This window comes from Paraburkholderia sp. SIMBA_053 (genome assembly GCF_046534895.1).
GTDB classification, from domain to species: domain Bacteria; phylum Pseudomonadota; class Gammaproteobacteria; order Burkholderiales; family Burkholderiaceae; genus Paraburkholderia; species Paraburkholderia caledonica.
This window is the reverse complement of the sequence record NZ_JAWRXU010000001.1, coordinates 1,014,769-1,033,073: the sequence shown is the minus strand read 5'-3', so window position 1 is coordinate 1,033,073 and position 18,305 is coordinate 1,014,769. Positions and strand designations below refer to the sequence as shown.

Sequence of the window (18,305 nt, the reverse complement as noted above, 5' to 3'; positions counted from 1 at the left end):
GCCACTCACCGCGCTACACGCGACGCCACCCCGACATCACAACGACTGCGCCGAGAACGTATCGCACTGGCGGACATCGCCCGTCGTGAGGCCGCGTCGCAGCCACCGCTGCCGCTGCTCACTGGTGCCGTGCGTGAACGCCTCGGGCACGACGCGTCCCTGCGATTGCCGCTGCAACCGGTCGTCGCCGATCGCGCCTGCTGCGGTCAGCCCCTGCTCGAAGTCGCCCGGTTCCATCAGCTTCGCATTCAACTGCTGCGCGACCGCTGCCCACACGCCGGCAAAACAATCCGCCTGCAATTCGAGCCGCACGGACAGCGCATTGGCGCGCGTCGGCGACATGCGCGCACGCGCCGCTTCGTACTTGTCCGAGATACCCACCACGTTCTGTATGTGATGCCCGACCTCGTGCGCGATGACATACGCCTGCGCGAAGTCGCCGCCCGCGCCGAAGCGCTCGCGCAGCTCGCGGTAAAACGACAGGTCGATATAAACGGTGCGGTCAGGCGGACAGTAGAACGGCCCCATTGCGGACTGTCCTGTGCCGCATGCCGTGGGCGTGGCGTCGCTGAAGAGCACGAGCTTCGGCGCCGGATAGTCCTGATTCAACTGCGTGCGAAAGATATGCTGCCAGGTACGTTCGGTGTTGCCGAGCACGCGGCGCACGAAGTGACTGCCGGCATCTTCGGCGGGCGGTGCGTTCGTCGTCGCACTGCGCTGCGGCGCGTTGCCTTGCAGTACTTGCGCACCGTTGATAATCGTCATCGGATTGATGCCGAAGAAGTACGACGCGGCCAGTGCGATCACAATCGTCCCAATGCCGATGCCGCCGCCCATCCGCATGCCTCCGCCTCGCCGGTCTTCGACGTTCTGGCTTTCTACTTCATCATCGAGGCGCATGTGCTTTCTCCATTGTGTCGCGCGACAAGCCGTGACGTTTCGCGGTCCGTGCTCGCGAGGAAGCAGTAAGCATACCCGCTGGGCGTTTCTGTGAGCGGTCGCGTACGCAGGAAACCGGGCGTGTTTGTTCGTGCGCAGTGGTTGTCAAACTTCTGACGTGGGGAGCGCGGTTTTCACCTGCCGCCGGCCGCCGTTTGTTCCGGTAATGCCATTTTCAGCACACCCGGTCAGCCCGCCTTGCTGAGCACGAACTGCATGACGTCGGTGCGGCCCTCGTCGAAACCTGCTTCGCAGTAGGCCAGATACAGCCGCCATGTGCGCATGAACACTTCGTCGAAGCCCAAGGTGCGGATCGTGTCGACCTCCGCTTCGAACGCAAGACGCCAGCGGCGCAAAGTCTCCGCGTAGTCGCGACCGAATGACAACGATGCGTGCGCTGCGAAATGGTTGCGCTGCGCCGCGTCGATGAAACGCTGCGGGCTCGGCAACATTCCGCCCGGAAAAACGAACTCGCGAATGAAATCGCTGCTTGAGCGATACGCGGCAAAGTGCTCGTCGCCGATCGTGATGGTTTGCACCAGCGCTCGAGCCGCCGGCCGCAAACAGTCATGCAACGTTCGAAAGTACATGGGCCAGAATTTTTCGCCGACCGCCTCGAACATTTCGATCGACACGATGCCATCGTACTGGCCGCTCAGCGTGCGGTAGTCGCGCAGTTCGAGGTGCACGCGCTCGCTCAAACCAGCCTCGCTTACACGCTGTTTTGCGAACTGCAGTTGCGCCGACGAGATTGTCACGCCATGAACATGAATTCCCTGGCGTGCTGCAAACATCGCAAAACCGCCCCAGCCGCAGCCGATTTCCAGAACATGCATGCCGGCGCGCAATTCGAGTGTATCGACGATGCGCTGATATTTGGCCTGCTGCGCCGCTTCGAGCGTCCGCTCGAAATGGCCGTCGAATAGACCACTGGAGTAGGTGAAGGTCGGGTCGAGCCAGCGCGCGTAGAACGCATTGCCGAGGTCGTAATGCGCGTGAATATTGCGCCGGCTTCCCGCGCGGGTGTTGCGCCTCAGCCGATGCCTGAGTCCATACCAGAGTTGGGCAAGCCAGTTGCCATACACAGTGCGCTGCAAAGCATTCTGATTGCGGATCGCTATTCGCAGTAGCGTGACGAGGTCGGGCGTATCCACCCAGAACGCGCGCCAGGCATCCGCGAAGCCGATGTCGCCTTTGCGCAGGATCGCGCCGCATGCCCGCCAATCGCGAAGTTCGAGCCGGGCGCGCGGCGAGCCATGGGGATCGCCGAAGGTGCGCTGCTGGCCATCGGGTGTAACGACGACCAGATGTCCGGCCTGAATCCGTTCGAGCAAGGACAGGAATAGACGCGCCGACGGCGGCGTGGCCTCGTCACCGCAAACGGTTCTCGAAAGCGCCATAAATGAAACTCCTCATTCGGACGAAATGGACTGTGCAGCGCAAGACGGTTTCGCAGTCACGACTGCGTCGATGACTTGTCAGCGACGGGATCAGGCACAGGACGCTTGCCATGAAACGGCACTTTCTTCATGGCCAGACGCAGCGCCTGCCAATGAATGCGGAAGACCACGCCGAGGCACAGGAACGGCTGACGCGCGAGCGCGGTTAGCGCGCCTGTGCCTGTTAGCGGAACGAGCGCTCCATGCAGCGCCGTGCGAATCAGGAGTCCCTGTGCGTCGTGGTAATCGATCGAGATCGATGTGTTGCCGCGCGTCTCGCCGACACGAAACACGTAGCCGCCCTCGACACGGCAAAACGGCGACACGTGCAGCACCTTCTTGCAGCGCAGAACGGTGGAGCGGGTGATCGCCTCACGATCAGGCGCATGCAGCAGATAACAGTGGCGCTCGCCAAACGTGTTGCGCACCTCAGCGAGCAACGCTCGCAGGCCGCCATCGCGGTCGTGGCAAAACCAGAATGCGATCGGGTTGAACGCATAGCCGAACACGCGCGGGAATGCTTGCAGCCAGATACGGCCATCCGCTTCGTGCAGGCCGGCGGCACGTAGTTGCGCCCGCATCCATATTGCGAGATCGCTGCCGTCGCATGGACCGTGGTCACGGCGGCGCAAGCTGAGCGGCCGGTGACGATCGACACCGAACCACCCATTGCCGATCGAGTGGAGCCGATCGAGGTCGACGCGCACATAGAACGCTGGATAAACGAAGCGATGACGCTTTGGCCGCAGACGCTCGTGCATGATCCTGCAGTTGAGCAGCCAGGCGGATGGCTCCTGTATAGCGGCGGCGCTCGCGCTGCCATCGGCGGTGCCGGGCTTCACAGCTTTGCCCATGCAGGAGACGAGTCGAAATCGGCGGCCACGCGCAGCGCGGATTTCAGACCGTCCTCGTGAAATCCATAACCGGTCCATGCACCGGCGAACCACGTGCGTCGCTTGCCCTGCAGCATCGGCAGACGTTGCTGCGCGTCGATCGCGCCGAGATCGAGAAGCGGGTGATCGTAGACAAAACGCCGTAACTCAGTACCCGGCGCAGGCGGGGTCAGCGGGTTCAGAGTCACGATGAGCGGCGTCGTAAAAGGCAAGCGCTGAAGCTGGTTGACGAGGTAACTCACACACACTGGCTGCGTACCGTCGTGGCAGCGGCTGCCCAGGTAATTCCACGCCGACCAGACGCGCTGACGCCGCGGCAGCAGACTCGTGTCCGTGTGCAACACCGCCACGTTGGGCCGGTAAGCGATTGCACCGAGCATGCGTCGCTCGTCGGCATCGGCGTCTTCCAGCATGTGCAGCGTGGTCGGCGCGTGCGTTGCAAGCACCGCTGCGTCGAAGTGCTGCGTGCCATCGTCGGTGAATACGTCGACGCCCTGGTCGCCGCGCCGGATTCCTCGCACCGAGGTTCTGAGCCGCACGTCGTCAAGCGTTGCGGCAATCCGCTGCACGTAACTTCGGCCTCCACCGATCACCGACTTCCACTGCGGCCTGCGGTTCACCTGAAGCAGCGCGTGGTTCAGACAGAAGCGCAGGAACGTGCTGGCGGGAAAAGCGAGGATGTCGGCGGTTGCGCTCGACCAGATCGCCGCGGCCATCGGCAGTAGATAGTGACGCTGAAACGCATGGCCGTAGCCGCCCATTGTCAGCAGTTCGCCCATCGACACGCGTGTTGCTGTGGCGATTTCCAGGTTGCGCTCCGCGCTGCCGTTGAAGCGAAATACATCGCGCAGCATGCCGATAAAGGTCGGCGAGAACATGTTGCGCCGCTGAGCGAATAGCGTATTCAGATTGGTGCCCGCCCATTCGAGGCGGCCCTTGTCGAGCGAAACGGAAAAGCTCATGTCGCTCGCATGCGACTTCACGCCCAGTTCCGCGAACAGCGCGATCAGGTTCGGATAGGTGCGATCGTTGAAGACGAGAAAGCCGGTATCGACGGGATGACTGTGCCCATCGAGCCTGACATCGACGGTATTGGTGTGACCGCCAAGGTAGCCTGCGGATTCGAACAGCGTCACCCGATGGTTGCGCGCGAGCAGATAGGCGCTCGCAAGGCCGGCAATACCCGCACCTATGACCGCCACGCGTGAGCCTCGCGTCAATGGGACGGTCCTGCTGGCCTGACTCATGTGCGCATCTCCCGATCATGGGACGCGCGTGGCTATTGGAAGTTAAAGGGGAGTGCGCGTCCTCGGGCAGAGTTACGAACGACAAGCGAAACCGGATGCAGCATGTGTGCCGGATTCGATGAAAGCACGCGGTGAGTCGGGATTTGCGTCATGCAAGGCGTCCAACCGACCCGCTCAGTCGTAGATAGGGATTCACGACACGAGAGCAGGAGGTCCCTTCATGCTTGATACGCGGCCTTCGTTGACTGGCAGGTCAGGTGTCGGGCCGACTGTCAGCCCAACCGTCAGTCCACCGCGACCGCGGCTGTCGATGCTATATTGCGCGAGGTTAATCCGTGAGGGCGATGCACGCCACTACCCGCGCATGAATGATGAGTCGAATAGCGCAGACAACGACGAACCGGTCTCGCCTACGCAGGCAGACCCGGACGGACGCGGCAATGACGCGCAGCGACGGGCGCACCTGAACGGATTGCTGCAGGCCACGGCGCACGGCAATCAAGCTGCATTCGCCGAGTTGTACCGTCTCGCTTCGAGCCGGGTGTTCGCGGTCATCTTGCGCATGACACACGACCGCGCCGAAGCCGAAGATCTCTTACAGGACGTTTTCACTGCCGCCTGGCAACGTGCCGATGTGTTCGATCCCGCGCGCGGCGGCGCGATGACGTGGCTGGTGACGCTGGCGCGCAACCGCACGATCGACCGCTTGCGTCAGCACCGCGAGGCACCGCTCGATAACGAGTCCGCGGAGGAAATCGTCGACGAAGGACTCACGCCGGTGGCGCTTGCCGAGGCGAGCGAAGAGCGCGTGCGACTCGAGCGCTGCATGGAGCAGCTTGGACCGCAGCAGCGGGGCGCGGTCCGCGAGGCGTTCTTCAGCGGCATTACTTATAGCGAGCTGGCTGCTCATCTGAGCGTGCCACTCGGCACATTAAAAAGCTGGATCAGGCGCAGCCTGATGCAGCTCAAGACCTGCCTCGAGCGATGAATACGCCCGCAGAAAACGAATCCGAACTGCGCTGCGCAGAATATGCGTTGGGCGTCCTCGACGCCGACGAACGCCGCGCGCTCGAAGACGCCGTGGCCACTGACCCCGTGCTTGCGTCGACCCTTGCGCGATGGCAGAACCGGTTTGCGCCGCTTGCCGAAGACCTGCGCTCCGTGGCCGTACCTGAGCGCGTGTGGACTCGCATCCAGCGCGATCTCGGTTTCCTGCCGGCGCGGTCGTCGGCCTTGGACACCGCGCGCGGGCAGGGCTGGTGGAATAACCTGGGCCTGTGGCGCTTCGTCGGTATCGGAGCGAGCCTCGCGACACTCGCGCTCGTCGCGGTGAACCTGGTCTCGCTGCGCGAGGCGCCGCGTCCCGCGAACGTCGCCGTCAATCCGGTGCAGGGCTATATGGTCGCGACGATCGCACGCCCAGATGGTGTCGCCCACTGGACAGCGACGGTCGATCTGCTGCGTCGCGAGATGGTCGTGGTGCCGGCCGTCAAGCCGACGTTCGCCGCAGACCGGGCAACCGAACTGTGGCTCATTCCGCCAGGCGACAAACCAATCTCGCTCGGTGTGTTTCCGGCTGATGCACCGGCGCGCATGACGCTTGCCGACGCCGTCGTTGCGCAACTGAGCGCACGCGCGGTGCTGGCCGTCTCGCTCGAACCGCTGGGCGGTTCGCAGACGGGGCAGCCTACCGGGCCGGTCGTTGCCACGGGTCAGGTCCGCTCGGGCGTCTGATAAGAAGAGAGCGGCGCGTTGCATCCGTTTGACCGCGGCATCCGTAGATTCCGTTATTCGTCGCTTCGGAATTCTGCATGCCAGTTGCCGCCACCCTTGCGCTCGCATTCGCGGGCCTCGTCATAACGTTTGTCGGTGTCTGGGTCGTTCAGTTGCGTACGCGCAATGCGGGGATGATCGATCCGGTCTGGGCGGGCACGCTTGGCGGTGTCGCGGTTTTTGTCGCGGCAGCCGGGCCCGGCGCGTCGCTGAATCGCGCCGTGGTTGCAGTCAGCGGAGGCGCGTGGGGACTTCGGCTCGCGATGCATCTTTGGCGCCGTAACAGCGGACACGCCGAAGACGCCCGTTACGCGGCGCTACGCGAGCGCTGGGGCGCTGCCGCCCCGCGCAACATGCTGGCGTTCTTCCTGCTGCAAGCGGTGATCTCGATGGTGCTGTCCATTGCATTCCTGGTGCCTTCGTACAGCGAGGCGATACCCTCGTTCGGGTTTATCGTCGCGGCACTTGTAATCGGCTTGACGGCGCTCGCAGGCGAGGCTGCCGCCGACCGCCAACTTCGGCGCTTCGTCGCCGATCCGGGCAATCGCGGCCGCGTCTGCACTGTCGGCTGGTGGCGCTACTCGCGACATCCGAACTACTTCTTCGAATGCCTGCATTGGTGCGCCTATGCGGCGTGGTCGATCAGCCTGCCTTGGGGTTGGGCGACGCTCGTGCCGCCCTGCGCGATGGCCTGGCTGCTCATGAAGGTATCGGGTGTGCCGATGCTCGAAGCGCGACTCGTCCAGACCCGCACCGGCTACCGCGAATACATGACGACGACAAGCGCGTTGATCCCGTGGCCGCCACGCGCGGGCGCCCGCGTACACGGTAACGATCTGGATTCGGACGACCGACACTCGAAGAGGAACTGAGATCATGACCTTTACCGTCACGCCCACGCCCACGCCTGCGTCCCGAGGCGTCGAACCGGCATCCGGCAGACCGGCCGCGAGCGCCTATGACCCGAACTGGACGATTCGCTGGTGCGAGCGCGGCTGGCTGCCGGACTTCGCGATTCGCGCCGGCATGCGGGCGCTGATGGCGAGGCGGCTCGCCGATGAACATGCAAACGACGGAGAGCGCCGTGGCGAGGCACTCGAACTGCTCATCGACGATCTGCGCGCAAAGCCGATCGCGATTGAAACGCAGGCGGCCAACGCGCAGCACTACGAAATCCCCGGCGAGTTCTTCGAGGCGCATCTGGGCCCGCGTCTCAAGTACTCCTGCGGCTATTATCCAAGGGGCAATGAAACGCTATCCGAAGCCGAAGATTCTATGCTGGCGCTGTACGCTCAGCGCGCAGGTATCGAGGACGGGCAGTCCATTCTCGACCTCGGGTGCGGCTGGGGCGCGTTATCGCTGTGGCTCGCACAGCGGTATCCGCGTGTACGGATCGTCGGGCTTTCGAATTCGCATGGGCAGCGCGCGTTTATCGAGCGTCGCGCGACCGAGCGCGGACTTTCCAATTTGCGCGTGGTGACGGGCGACGTCACGACCTTCGAGTTTGCACCGGGCGACGCGGGCTTTGACCGCGTCGTTTCCGTCGAGATGTTCGAGCACATGAAGCACTATGGCTTGCTGCTCGCGAAGATCGCGCGATGGCTGCGTGACGATGGGCAGCTTTTCGTTCACATCTTCGCGCACCGGCTGCTCGCATATTCTTTCGATGTGCGCGACGGCAGCGACTGGATGTCGCGCCATTTCTTCTCCGGCGGCACGATGCCTTCCGCAAACCTGTTGCTGCGTTTTCAGGACGATTTCTGCGTGACGCGTCAGTGGTGGATTGACGGCACGCATTACGAACGGACCGCCAATCAGTGGCTGGCTTCTCTCGATGCTGCGCGCGAGCGCGTGTTGCCACTTCTCGCGGGAAGCGGCAATGCGCACCTGGCGTTCCAGCGCTGGCGCATGTTCTATATGGCCGTCGCGGAACTGTTCGGCTATGCGCACGGACAGGAATGGGGCGTCGCGCATTATGTGCTGCGTAAGAGGGGTGAAGGAGCTTCATCCTTTTAGCGCAATGCTTTTCCAGACTGTGCCGGATTCCGGGCACGTCGCGCCCGTGCACAGCTCCATGTAGCCGTAGGTCTGCGGCTTTTTCTGGTTCTGTTCCTCGCGCTTTTTCTTGCGCATCGCGGGCGTGAGATAGGGGTAGTCGCGAGTGATGGTAATTTGATCGAGCCGTGCCTTCCTCGACAGATCATCGGGCGCGGGGTCTATGAAGAAGAATTCGACATCAACGGGAAACCGGCCGTGTTCGCCCGCATTCGCCCGGTAGCGATAACGATGCTCCCGCGCAAAGGGCGGCAGACTGTGGCCGATGTCGTTGCTTTCCTTCCTCAGCCCGTCCGCGTCTACCCAGTAGTTTGCAAGATCAAGGCGCTGTTCCAGCAGGCGGCGACTAACTCCGGCAAGGGCGTTATGGAATGCCAGTTCAAAGTAGGCGGGCACCGCTTGCACGCGCGTCCTGTCGTCAGAATTGTCGAGCGGGTCGGTCCAGGTTGTCAGTTCCACCGTCGCATCAGGAAAAGCGCGGTTCCGGAAGGAGTACCCTATTCCAGCTTCCCCAGGGACAAAGTGTTCCGCCGATTTGAGGTTCCCCAGATCGGGATCGTCGGGATTGATCGGCCTGTCATCCCGCATCACTTCCATGACCTTATCAAGCAGTCGGAGTAGCGCCCGTTCCTGCGACGGCGCAATGTCGTCACTCATTTCAGTGCGCTCCGATTGACTGGATGACGTGGGCGTAGGCGCTTGTGCATGTGCCTGGGTTACGCAACTGAGAACGGCCAATCCAGCAATACTGGACCACTTCACCACACAAGAATGCATCCTGTTCATGTAGAAAACCCGTATACGTGGAAGACGAGTCGCCTTCTCTTATCCCTTCAGCGCAATGCCCTTCCAGACGGTGCCGGTTTCCTCATTGATACTGCATAGCCAGAACCACTGGCCGGGAACCATCGGACATGAGCCCCCCTGTTCCAGCGACACGGTGCGCACAGCGTCAAACTTCTGCCCGCGTTCGAACCGCATCACGTCAGTCGGGCCGTCCTTTGTCCAGCCTTCCCATACGCCGGATTCCGGGCATGGCGCGTCAGTACACAGGTTCATGTACCCGTACGTCTGCCGCTTTTTCTGGTTCTGTTCCTCGCGCTTTTTCTTGCGCATCGCGGGCGTGAGATAGGGGTAGGCACGAACGATAGTGATCTTTATAAGCAGGACCTTACTGGAGAGATCATTGGGCAAAGCGTCCGAGAAGAAGAATTCGACATCGACGGGAAACCGGCCGTGCTCGCCATCATTCGCCCGGTAGCGGTAAGTGTGCAACAGGGTAGCGGGCGGCACACTATGGCCGAGGTCGTTTCCTTCCTCCCTCCGCCCGTCCGCGTCTACCCGGTAGTTGGCCAAATCGAGACGCTGTTCAAGCAGGCGGCGATTGATGCCTGCAGGAGGGTGTTGGAACCATAGATTGAAGTAGGCGGGCACCGCTTGCACGCGCGTCCTGTCGTCGGAATAATCAAGCGGATCAGTCCATGTAGTCAAATCCACTGTTGCGTCAGGAAAGGCATTGTCTCGGAACGTGTAAGTTTTTCCCGCCTCCGCAAGCTTGAAAAATGCGGCCGATTCAAGCTCCCCAAAAGCAGGGTCGTCCGGTTCGAGCGGCCTGTCATCCCGCATAACTTCCATGACCTTATCAAGCAGTCGGAGTAGCGCCCGTTCCTGCGACGGCGTAATGTCGTCACTCATTTCAGCGCGCTCCAATTGACTGGATGACGTGGGCGTAGACACTTGTGCATGTGCCTGGGTTACGCAACTGAGAACGGCCAGTCCAGCAATACTGGACCACTTCACCACACAAGAATGCATCCTGTTCATGTAGATAACTCGCATACGTGACTGCCATTACTCGGGCCTGCTCAGGTGTGACGTTTCTCACCTTGCAGACCTCAGCTTCAACCTTGTCTAGATCAACCTCAATGAATTTCCAGTACCCAACTCCCTTCATCTGGGTAATAACCCAGTAGTAATAGAACATCAGCATCGCGTGAATGCCTGCGCGGGCGAGACTGTCATTCGGGAATGGTGTGGCACAGGCTAGCCTGAACATTTCTTCGCCGGCGAGTTGCCGGAAACACTCCCGCATACCGGAGAATTCCCTGTAATCGTCGGGGAATGCGCTGAGCAGCGCCATCTGCCAGAATAGCTGCTGGCAGTGCCGCGCTTCGTGATAAATCGTGTCAGCGAAACCAATCAGCGTGACGTTCGTTTCTAGATCGCCCTTAACGCTCCTGATAATTTCATCAATGTCCCATCTCGACAGGCAGAGCGTCCACAACCCGGCTGTAAAAACCCCACGTGCAGCATTTGGAAAGTTATATTGCGGTGCGTTTTTCGCGGACACAATCACGATGTCGGGCATTGCACCGCCTTGCTTCGCGACCCTCTCCGGCAATCCAAACGGCCCCGCTTGCAACGCATTCCAGATCGGCCCCTGGACCGCAGGCACGATGACTGCCGCCAACTCCTTATCCGTCTTTCCCGCGAGACTCGCCCACTCGATTCTGCAAAGACTCTCCTTCACAGCGGCCGTGTAGCTCTTTGCAACCGGATACTCGATATCGCTCCGATACTGCAACGCCGGCGGCGTATCTGCGGCCTTCGCATTCCTGAGCAGGTGACAGGTCCGCAAACCCCAGTTCATCGGATCAGACCCAACGAACACAGGCGGCTTGCCATCCCCAGTCAGCCCTTCTCCCGGCGTTTCGGCTGACTTGCCGCCCACCTTCGTCGTGCGCTTTTCCGGCATCTCCACCGTTTAAGGTGTGGGCAGACTGTCATCGCGCCACACCGTTGTCGTGCTCGCCGATATGACCTTATCCGGTTCGCTTTGCGACATGAGTTCCACAAGGCCGAACGAGACAGCGTTGCTCGTCGCCACCTGCATCTCGCCGCGCCCGTTCGTCACGCCCTCGATCACCTGACCGTCATCCAGCGTGATCCGGTATGGCTGGCCACCGAGGATGAACCCGCCGCCGTCCTCAACCAGAACATGATGCGCAGCCAGCCGCCCCGGGTTCTCCTGCGTCACTGGCAACATGACCGGCGCAGCCTGCGGATCGTCTGTCGCGTGGCTCGCTGCGTGAACGAGGTAATGCCCGTTCGTGTGAACTGTGACGCCTTGCGGCGTCAACCGCAGCAGGGTTCCGCCCGCGTTGATTTCAATACCCTTCAGCGCGGCCAGCCGCAGCCATCCGTTCTGGCTGGTCACCGTCACGTCCTCCCGCGCGATTGCCTGGAGTGCATCGGTACGCGCTTCGAGGTGTATGCGTCCGGTCGCGGCGATCATTGTTATCGACTTGCCGGCATAAAATGCAATCGCTTCGCGCACGGAAGCAAACAGCGATTTAAGCGCAGCAATCGCGACATTACCGCCCGCCGTCAATGCCGTATGTTTCCCGCTGACGATATGCGTGTTGTCCTGCGCCGCCGTGTGCAGATTCGCCGCGCTGGACACTGCAATGTCAGGCTGCCCGAACTCGGGAAAGTCATGAGCACCGTCCGATGCTCTGCCACGTAGCGCGGCGTTTGCATCGCTGAGCGCCTTCGCAACGTCCCGTTGCGCCCCTGTGGCTTGCTGGGCGCCGTGCTGCTGTGCAGACAGCGCAAGTTCTTCGTGGATGCTGCGCGCCTCAGTCAGCCGGGCATGTGTCTCGTCCATGTCCTTGACCTTGCCCGCTGCCCCCGAGCGCCCCCATGAAGTGAATAGCAATCCCATCGAAGCGCGCAGAACGCCCCAGCGATCACTACGCAATTCGAAGCCTTCGCCGCGCGCGTCCTGTCGTCCCTTGTTACCGTCGATCCGCGTGATGTGCCCCAGGCTAAGACTCGACTTGGCGTGGTCGCTCGCAAGTTGAGCCTGAAGTTTTCCTGCTGTATCGTCCAGCGCCAGGTGGTTCGACTGCGCGCCGTGGTCAAGGCTCTTGCTTCGTATGCCGCTTAAGGCAGCGTTCGCGGGCAGTTCCCACGGTGGCGTATTGAAACGGTCAGCGACGAAGCCCGCCACAACGGGCCGGTCCGGGTCGCCGTGAATGTGTGAAATCACGACCATCTGCCCGGCACGTCCCGGCGTCACAACGCCGAGTTCGCTCCCTTGCCATTGCGTGACGACCCGAACCCAGATCGACGTTGCGCCGTCGAACCGGGCCTCGCGGTCCCAGTCAAACTGTATTAACAGGCGGTTCCGGCTGTCGATCCACATTTCCCGGCCTTGGGGCGCGACGATCACCGCATACTCGTAACCCTCGACGCGCGGTTTCGGCGTCAGTTGCGGCAGGCGGTAATACTCGCCAACCGGGTGGAGTTCGAACTCTGCCTTTACCGCATAGGTGCGCCACGCGCTCGTTGACGTGCCGACTTCGCTTATATCCAGTTCGCAGGCGAGCACCAGATACTCGCGGTGTGCGCTGTCCTGCGGATAATTGACAAGCCTGAATGTGCGACCCGGCTGCAGCCCCCGCAAACGACCCGTGCCCGTCGCACGCAATCCCTTGCAGCGCGCTGCTTCCACCTTCACGCGCGCCAGATACTGGCCTTCCTCCCTCGCGTCGTGGGGGTAGGACGATGGGAACGTATCGGGCTGCGCGAACTCGGCCGGCGCGTAAATTTCGATGTTCGGGTCGGCTGTGCCGCCAGCCGCTTCGTATGTGTGCCGGTTCGGCGCATTGGACCGGCGCAGACGTGGCCGCATGTAGTCATGGTCATTGACGCACGCCTTCCCCGCCGTCACGGTATGCGTTACGGCCAGGCTGCTGATGTGTTCCTCGTCAATCCGGCCACCCGTGTGAAAACGCAGTGCCTCATAGGCAATGCCGTGCCGGTGGAACCCGCCTGACGTGTCGGAAACGACGAGAGTATGCCGGTCCTTCGCGTGTTCGAACCAGAACACCAGACCCCACTCTTCCATGAGTCGGAGTGCGAAATTCCAGTCCGACTCCCACGCCTGCCGCACCATATCGCGCATCGGGTAGCGACGCATGCCGTTCCACGGGCCGCCAATCCGCCAGTCGACCGAGCCCAGATATCGCCCGAACACCTTTTGCAGAATATCCACGACAGTGCCGCTAAAAATTCGAGAGTCGGAATTCTGAGTAGCCCGCCACATGAAAGGCCGCAATACGAACTCATAAACGGCCGCTCGATCTTCCACACACTGAATGCGCGCCGAGACGATTTCACCGTTGATGTAACGGACATCGGCACCGATGTTCGAACGCCCGATGTCGCCCGGCTGGCCCGCTATAAACGTGCCAATGCCTGAAATTTCGATTGCAACAGTGCCGTCAGTGCCGACAATCTGCGTCAGATCGATCTGCGTCGCATCAGTGGCGTTTAGCAGAAGAGCAGCTTGGCTTTCCGCGACGACCACATACTCAAACAGTTCTCCCACCGCTTCACGCCCGCGCACACTACGCACGGCGAGCATCGGCTCGCGCACCTCATTGCGGGCGCTGGCAATGCCGACTATTTCAGGAAGGGCGTGTCCGCTGAACGTGATACTTCGCGTGTTGACATGCCAGATCATAAGTTCGTCATGCCCGGATGAGTGTGGCTCCGCATGCAGTCCTGTCGCCAATGAGCGCGACGCGGCGACCTGCATGCGTGGTTCTGCCGGTAGCGATAATTGGCCAGGCGCCGCCGCAGTCCGGGCACTTCACGAGGTGTCCGTCCAGTGCGACGCCCACGCCGAGATGTGTGAGGTTTGACGCTGCCTCGATGACTTCGCCGCCGTGGTCCGTCGAGTCGCCAAGGCGGCCCATTTCTCTACCGGTTGTTGCATCCTTCATCCGCGATTCCTGTTTCTATCAAGTGACCGACAGTCGAAAGCGGCGTGTCCTGCCGTGTCGAGGTGGTTGTCTTACTGGACAGAGCCCGTTTAAGACACGCGCAGCCGCGATCGTCGGCTCATGCCGCAATGATGTTGGACGTAGTGGCGGACCGCGACTATCAGACGAGGATTAAATAGGGGCGGTACATATGCGCGTGGCATATTCCGTTGGGGAATGTGGTTCGAACGCCGCTCGCGGCTCAGCGTTTAATGCCTTTGATGAGAGACGATGGCGTCAAGATATCTTCGATAGGCTCGCATCCGTGGGACCGCTCGCCTGAGCGTATTGCGCTGACGCGTGACAACGGTTCGCACATCGAAGAGTTCTGGTGTGGGACAGAGGCGGATCGTCGCTCGCCGAGCGCCTCAGGAAGGCGCTAGAACGCGCGTCCATGAACACTGGAGTAGGGCAGTTGAAGGCGACGATAAGCCTGGGTGCCGCGAGCCTGCTGGATGCCGCGTCGCTGCTGCAAGAGTTGTTAGCACGACGATGTTTAACTATCGTCCTTGCCCCTCCCGCTGACGGTCTCTGATGCGTAAGACCAGACACTTGCGTGCGAGGAGCCTTGGTGTTTCCCAGAAAGCGGGAAGGCCGCCGATGCGTGACAAGCGACGACGTTCCACGCCTACTCACTGTCCGGTCTTGACCGACTCTCCATTGCCGTCAGGCGACATGCTTTGCTTGTCCTTATCGGACCTTTTCGGCTGATTTGCCATGTCACCGGGAACGCGGTTCCATGGACTCGAGACGGGCTCGCTGTGATAAGTCATGCCTGCAGTCGCTGCTCCATGAGATCCACCGCTGCCGTTGCCGCCATTGCCATTGCCGCCTGCCTGAGCAAAAGCAGCGTTGCACGCGCACACCGTGGCGATAGTGATGCTGCCCCAGACCAGGTTTTGCCTCAACTTTTCCATGATTTCTCTCCATTGAAACCCGGCGCGGGCGGTGCCAGCGTCTGAGCCTTTTGTGCCGCTACGAAACGCCCGGTTGCCACGCGGCGAGGTGCAACCAGGTGCGCGTCGACGAACAACGCCTTGTCTTCCGGCTTTAGGACTGTATCGACGAGGTCGGCCGGCAACGCGGCCCCATGACGGATATACGGTCAGACCTCCGCTCTGGATGCGCGGTGTTATCGCGGGCGTGTCAGAGCTTGCTGTGCAGGAGGTCGCGACGACACCAGGCGTTATGCGTTCCCCTGCTAAGCATAGTTAAAACGCTCGCTTATCCGTGCGATCCGTCGTTGCTACGATCGCAGTTTGATCGTATTGACCTCGTCGGAATTTCGAGCCGTGACACTTTCTATCTTTCGATTTCTCGCCCGCGTGGCGTTGAGCACGTTGCTAGCCGTCGGCGCAGCCCAGGCGCAAACCACAGGGAGTGGTCCGGCTCCGCTGAAGTTGCGGATCGGCTATCAGAAGTCTTCGACGCTCATTACCATCCTGAAAGCGCGCGGCTCGCTCGAGCAGGCACTGGCGCCGTTGGGCGTGAGCATTAGCTGGAACGAGTTTGCGAGCGGCCTGCCGTTGACAGAGGCGCTCAATGCCGACGCGGTCGACTTCAGCGCCGACGTTGCCGACACGGTTCCGGTGTTCGCGCAGGCGGCTCGCGCGCGCTTCGTATATGTCGCACAAGAAGCGCCGTCGCCAGGCGCGCAGGCGATCATCGTGAAGCGCAACGGCCCCGTGCGCACGCTCGCCGACCTGAAAGGCCGGCGCATCGCGGTGACCAAGGCCGCCGGCAGCCATTACCTGCTTCTCGCCGCGCTCGCCAAGGCGGGCCTCGCACCCGCCGACGTGCGCATCAGCTATCTCACGCCCGCCGACGGACGCGCCGCATTCGAGCGCGGCAGCGTGGACGCGTGGGTCACCTGGGATCCATATGTCGCGTCTGTCGATCAGGCACCGGACGTACGCATCCTCGCCAACGGGGCCGGCCTTGCCTCGTATCAGCGGTACTACCTCGCGTCGAGTAGCTTTGCCGCAGCCCACCCGGAGGTGATCAGCACCGTGTTCGCGCAGTTGTCGTCGGCGGGAGCCTGGGTGCGCAGCCATCCCGACGATGCAGCAAAGCTGCTCGCGCCCATCTGGGGATTGGATGCTGCGACGATCGAGCGCGCGAACGCACGCCGCAGTTACGCGGTGCGCGCAGTGGAAACGCAAAACTTCGGTGAACAGCAAAAGATCGCCGACACGTTCTACCGGGCGGGGCTTCTGCCGGCGCCCGTGGAGACATCCGCTGCGCTGCGTTGGAATTTTGTCGCGAAGCGCGCGGAGGTGGCGGGGGTGGCGCTTACTGCCCGTTGAATTGAGCTGTCACATTAGAAGCGGGCGTGGCCCGTAAAATCCTGCTCCAGACATAGCGGTGACCTCGCACGGTCAGAAGCCGTGCTCTCCTGAATTGCAAGCAACGTAATGCGAAAGGCAGGTCTTGGCAGTCGATAAGCACATTGCAAGGCTCCACCATCGCGCCGCATTTCCGCTAACGCGCGACTGACAATGCATCGGGCATGCGTTGAAACGGCATGCCAGCACCGCTCCAGACAAACCCTGATTGCTGCGTCAAAGAGGCCCCTGATATTGTTCGCGAGCGCTGTGTGGAAGCGCTTCCACTTGCGCCTGCGCGGATGTCAACGCAGTCGCTCCTCGTATCTCGCCGTACCCGGTTCACTCAACTCAGCCGAGCATTCGCTTGCATGGAGAATCCGTGGCACACGACGCACTTTCCTCTCATTCGTCCGCCGATCCGTTTACGCCTGCCACCGACTCGGCACTGTGGCGCAAGAACTTTTTGTTGGGTGCAGCCACCGCTTCGTATCAGATCGAAGGCGCCGTCAACGAAGACGGCCGCCTGCCATCCATCTGGGACACTTTCTGCGCGACGCCCGGCAAAGTGCTCGCCGGCGACAGCGGCGCCGTGGCATGCGATCACTATCATCGCTGGGAATCCGACGTTGATATGCTCGTTGGCCTTGGCCTCGAAGGCTACCGCTTGTCGATTGCGTGGCCGCGTGTGATGGACGCCAACGGCGCGCCGAATCGCAAGGGGCTCGACTTCTACAAGCGCCTGCTGACGCGTCTGAAAGAGAAGGGCATTACCACCTTCGTGACGCTTTATCACTGGGACTTGCCGCAGCATCTGGAAGATCGCGGCGGCTGGCTCAATCGCGAAACCGCATACCGTTTCGCGGATTACGCGGATCTGATGAGCCGCGAGCTGGCCGGCACCGTCGATGCATGGGCGACGCTCAACGAGCCGTGGTGTTCCGCATATCTCGGCTATGGCAACGGCCATCATGCGCCCGGTCTCGCCAACGGACGCTTCGCCACGCAGGCAATGCACCACCTGCTGCTTGCGCATGGGCTCGCGTTGCCTGTGCTGCGCGAGAACGATCCCTCTTCGCAAAAGGGCATCGTCGCGAATGTCGGGCGCGGCACGTCCAACAGCGACAGTGCCGAGGACCAGCGCGCCGCGCAACTGTTCGAGATCCAGCACAATGCGTGGATTCTCGATCCGTTGCTGAAAGGTGCTTATCCTGAGGCGCTTTTCGAATTGTGGCCGGGCACCGAGCCGTTGATACTCGGCGGTGACATGCAGATCATTTCCGCACCGCTCGATTTTCTCGGCATCAACTATTACTTCCGCACCAATGTCGCGAGCGACGGCGCACATGGCTTCACGGAAGTGCCGCTCGAAGGCGTCGAGCGTACGCAGATGGGATGGGAAGTGTATCCGGACGGCTTGCGCGATCTGCTGATTGGCTTCAACCGCGAGTATGCGAACCTGCCACCGGTGTACATCACCGAGAACGGCATGGCCTCCGACGACACGGTGATCGACGGACGCGTGAACGACACTCAGCGCATTTCGTTTCTGAAGCGCCATCTTGCGGCGGTGGACGAAGCGATCAAGGCCGGCGTCGATATACGCGGCTATTTCCTGTGGTCGCTGATGGACAACTTCGAGTGGGCATTCGGCTATGAGCGCCGTTTCGGTATCGTACACGTCGATTACGTCACGCAGAAACGCACGATGAAGCGCAGCGCTGAACTGGTGTCGCAATTCCTCGAGGAGCGCAAAGAGAGAAGCCAACGCGCGTAAGAGGGAACGAGAAAGCAAAGAGCAACG

The 18,305-nt window shown here is 61.5% G+C and carries 16 protein-coding genes; 6 read left to right on the top strand and 10 right to left on the bottom strand.

Features of this window, described 5'->3' with window-relative positions; genetic code table 11:
• Positions 1-36: 36 nt before the first annotated feature.
• From SB753_RS04685 to SB753_RS04670, 4 genes are all read right to left on the bottom strand, one after another.
• Positions 37-900, bottom strand: a complete 864-nt coding sequence (locus tag SB753_RS04685) for a neutral zinc metallopeptidase (protein WP_020066496.1) — start codon at positions 898-900, stop codon at positions 37-39.
• A gap of 227 nt (positions 901-1,127) precedes the next feature.
• The gene (locus tag SB753_RS04680) at positions 1,128-2,339 is read right to left on the bottom strand and encodes a class I SAM-dependent methyltransferase (RefSeq protein WP_410799213.1); all 1,212 of its coding nucleotides are present in this window, start codon (positions 2,337-2,339) and stop codon (positions 1,128-1,130) included.
• Positions 2,340-2,395: 56 nt separating this feature from the next.
• Entirely contained in the window at positions 2,396-3,232 is an 837-nt protein-coding gene (locus SB753_RS04675; protein WP_410799211.1) for a DUF1365 domain-containing protein, read from the bottom strand.
• Complete coding sequence (locus SB753_RS04670; RefSeq protein WP_410799210.1) at positions 3,217-4,518, bottom strand: NAD(P)/FAD-dependent oxidoreductase; 1,302 nt, start codon at positions 4,516-4,518, stop codon at positions 3,217-3,219. The genes SB753_RS04675 and SB753_RS04670 overlap by 16 nt, the downstream gene beginning before the upstream one ends.
• Before the next feature lie 364 nt (positions 4,519-4,882).
• Here SB753_RS04670 and SB753_RS04665 point away from each other — a divergent pair, with 364 nt between their 5' ends.
• The 4 genes from SB753_RS04665 (at position 4,883) to SB753_RS04650 (ending at position 8,307) form a co-directional block, all read left to right on the top strand.
• Complete coding sequence (locus SB753_RS04665) at positions 4,883-5,506, top strand: sigma-70 family RNA polymerase sigma factor (RefSeq protein WP_410799208.1); 624 nt, start codon at positions 4,883-4,885, stop codon at positions 5,504-5,506.
• Positions 5,503-6,252: an anti-sigma factor domain-containing protein gene (locus SB753_RS04660; RefSeq protein WP_410799206.1), complete on the top strand. Its 750-nt coding sequence runs from the start codon at positions 5,503-5,505 to the stop codon at positions 6,250-6,252. Before SB753_RS04665 ends, SB753_RS04660 begins: the two co-directional genes overlap by 4 nt.
• 77 nt (positions 6,253-6,329) lie before the next feature.
• Positions 6,330-7,163 carry a DUF1295 domain-containing protein gene (locus SB753_RS04655; protein WP_410799205.1) on the top strand — a complete coding sequence of 278 codons (834 nt, stop codon included), beginning with the start codon at positions 6,330-6,332 and terminating at the stop codon, positions 7,161-7,163.
• Between the two features lie 4 nt (positions 7,164-7,167).
• On the top strand, positions 7,168-8,307 hold the full coding sequence (locus tag SB753_RS04650; protein ID WP_410799203.1) for an SAM-dependent methyltransferase: 1,140 nt from the start codon (positions 7,168-7,170) through the stop codon (positions 8,305-8,307).
• Here SB753_RS04650 and SB753_RS04645 read toward each other — a convergent pair.
• The 6 genes from SB753_RS04645 to SB753_RS04620 form a co-directional block, all read right to left on the bottom strand.
• Positions 8,296-9,003, bottom strand: coding sequence for a hypothetical protein (locus SB753_RS04645; RefSeq protein WP_410799201.1), 708 nt, complete (start codon positions 9,001-9,003; stop codon positions 8,296-8,298). The genes SB753_RS04650 and SB753_RS04645 overlap by 12 nt on opposite strands.
• A gap of 168 nt (positions 9,004-9,171) precedes the next feature.
• On the bottom strand, positions 9,172-10,041 hold the full coding sequence (locus SB753_RS04640) for a hypothetical protein (protein WP_410799200.1): 870 nt from the start codon (positions 10,039-10,041) through the stop codon (positions 9,172-9,174).
• A 1-nt stretch (position 10,042) separates the two neighbouring features.
• Positions 10,043-11,101, bottom strand: coding sequence for a hypothetical protein (locus tag SB753_RS04635; protein ID WP_410799199.1), 1,059 nt, complete (start codon positions 11,099-11,101; stop codon positions 10,043-10,045).
• Between the two features lie 9 nt (positions 11,102-11,110).
• Positions 11,111-13,876: a type VI secretion system Vgr family protein gene (locus SB753_RS04630; RefSeq protein WP_410799197.1), complete on the bottom strand. Its 2,766-nt coding sequence runs from the start codon at positions 13,874-13,876 to the stop codon at positions 11,111-11,113.
• 7 nt (positions 13,877-13,883) lie between these two features.
• Positions 13,884-14,138, bottom strand: a complete 255-nt coding sequence (locus tag SB753_RS04625) for a PAAR domain-containing protein (RefSeq protein WP_087753494.1) — start codon at positions 14,136-14,138, stop codon at positions 13,884-13,886.
• Between the two features lie 671 nt (positions 14,139-14,809).
• Positions 14,810-15,094 (bottom strand): hypothetical protein, encoded by a 285-nt coding sequence (locus SB753_RS04620; RefSeq protein WP_410799195.1) that lies wholly within the window; start codon positions 15,092-15,094, stop codon positions 14,810-14,812.
• 414 nt (positions 15,095-15,508) lie between these two features.
• Between SB753_RS04620 and SB753_RS04615 the strand changes: the two genes are divergently transcribed.
• Together SB753_RS04615 and SB753_RS04610 are read left to right on the top strand one after the other, a co-directional pair.
• A complete protein-coding gene (locus SB753_RS04615; RefSeq protein WP_410799621.1) occupies positions 15,509-16,483 on the top strand; it encodes an aliphatic sulfonate ABC transporter substrate-binding protein in 975 nt (324 codons plus the stop codon).
• Between the two features lie 400 nt (positions 16,484-16,883).
• Complete coding sequence (locus tag SB753_RS04610) at positions 16,884-18,278, top strand: GH1 family beta-glucosidase (protein ID WP_410799193.1); 1,395 nt, start codon at positions 16,884-16,886, stop codon at positions 18,276-18,278.
• Positions 18,279-18,305 lie beyond the last annotated feature (27 nt).

What these genes read in the sequence shown, in the direction of transcription:
- SB753_RS04685 (WP_020066496.1), bottom strand. Translation starts at nt 900, where the DNA reads ATGCGCCTCGATGATGAAGTAGAAAGCCAGAACGTCGAAGACCGGCGA.
- SB753_RS04680 (WP_410799213.1), bottom strand. Translation starts at nt 2,339, where the DNA reads ATGGCGCTTTCGAGAACCGTTTGCGGTGACGAGGCCACGCCGCCGTCG.
- SB753_RS04675 (WP_410799211.1), bottom strand. Translation starts at nt 3,232, where the DNA reads ATGGGCAAAGCTGTGAAGCCCGGCACCGCCGATGGCAGCGCGAGCGCC.
- SB753_RS04670 (WP_410799210.1), bottom strand. Translation starts at nt 4,518, where the DNA reads ATGAGTCAGGCCAGCAGGACCGTCCCATTGACGCGAGGCTCACGCGTG.
- SB753_RS04665 (WP_410799208.1), top strand. Translation starts at nt 4,883, where the DNA reads ATGAATGATGAGTCGAATAGCGCAGACAACGACGAACCGGTCTCGCCT.
- SB753_RS04660 (WP_410799206.1), top strand. Translation starts at nt 5,503, where the DNA reads ATGAATACGCCCGCAGAAAACGAATCCGAACTGCGCTGCGCAGAATAT.
- SB753_RS04655 (WP_410799205.1), top strand. Translation starts at nt 6,330, where the DNA reads ATGCCAGTTGCCGCCACCCTTGCGCTCGCATTCGCGGGCCTCGTCATA.
- SB753_RS04650 (WP_410799203.1), top strand. Translation starts at nt 7,168, where the DNA reads ATGACCTTTACCGTCACGCCCACGCCCACGCCTGCGTCCCGAGGCGTC.
- SB753_RS04645 (WP_410799201.1), bottom strand. Translation starts at nt 9,003, where the DNA reads ATGAGTGACGACATTGCGCCGTCGCAGGAACGGGCGCTACTCCGACTG.
- SB753_RS04640 (WP_410799200.1), bottom strand. Translation starts at nt 10,041, where the DNA reads ATGAGTGACGACATTACGCCGTCGCAGGAACGGGCGCTACTCCGACTG.
- SB753_RS04635 (WP_410799199.1), bottom strand. Translation starts at nt 11,101, where the DNA reads ATGCCGGAAAAGCGCACGACGAAGGTGGGCGGCAAGTCAGCCGAAACG.
- SB753_RS04630 (WP_410799197.1), bottom strand. Translation starts at nt 13,876, where the DNA reads ATGATCTGGCATGTCAACACGCGAAGTATCACGTTCAGCGGACACGCC.
- SB753_RS04625 (WP_087753494.1), bottom strand. Translation starts at nt 14,138, where the DNA reads ATGAAGGATGCAACAACCGGTAGAGAAATGGGCCGCCTTGGCGACTCG.
- SB753_RS04620 (WP_410799195.1), bottom strand. Translation starts at nt 15,094, where the DNA reads ATGGAAAAGTTGAGGCAAAACCTGGTCTGGGGCAGCATCACTATCGCC.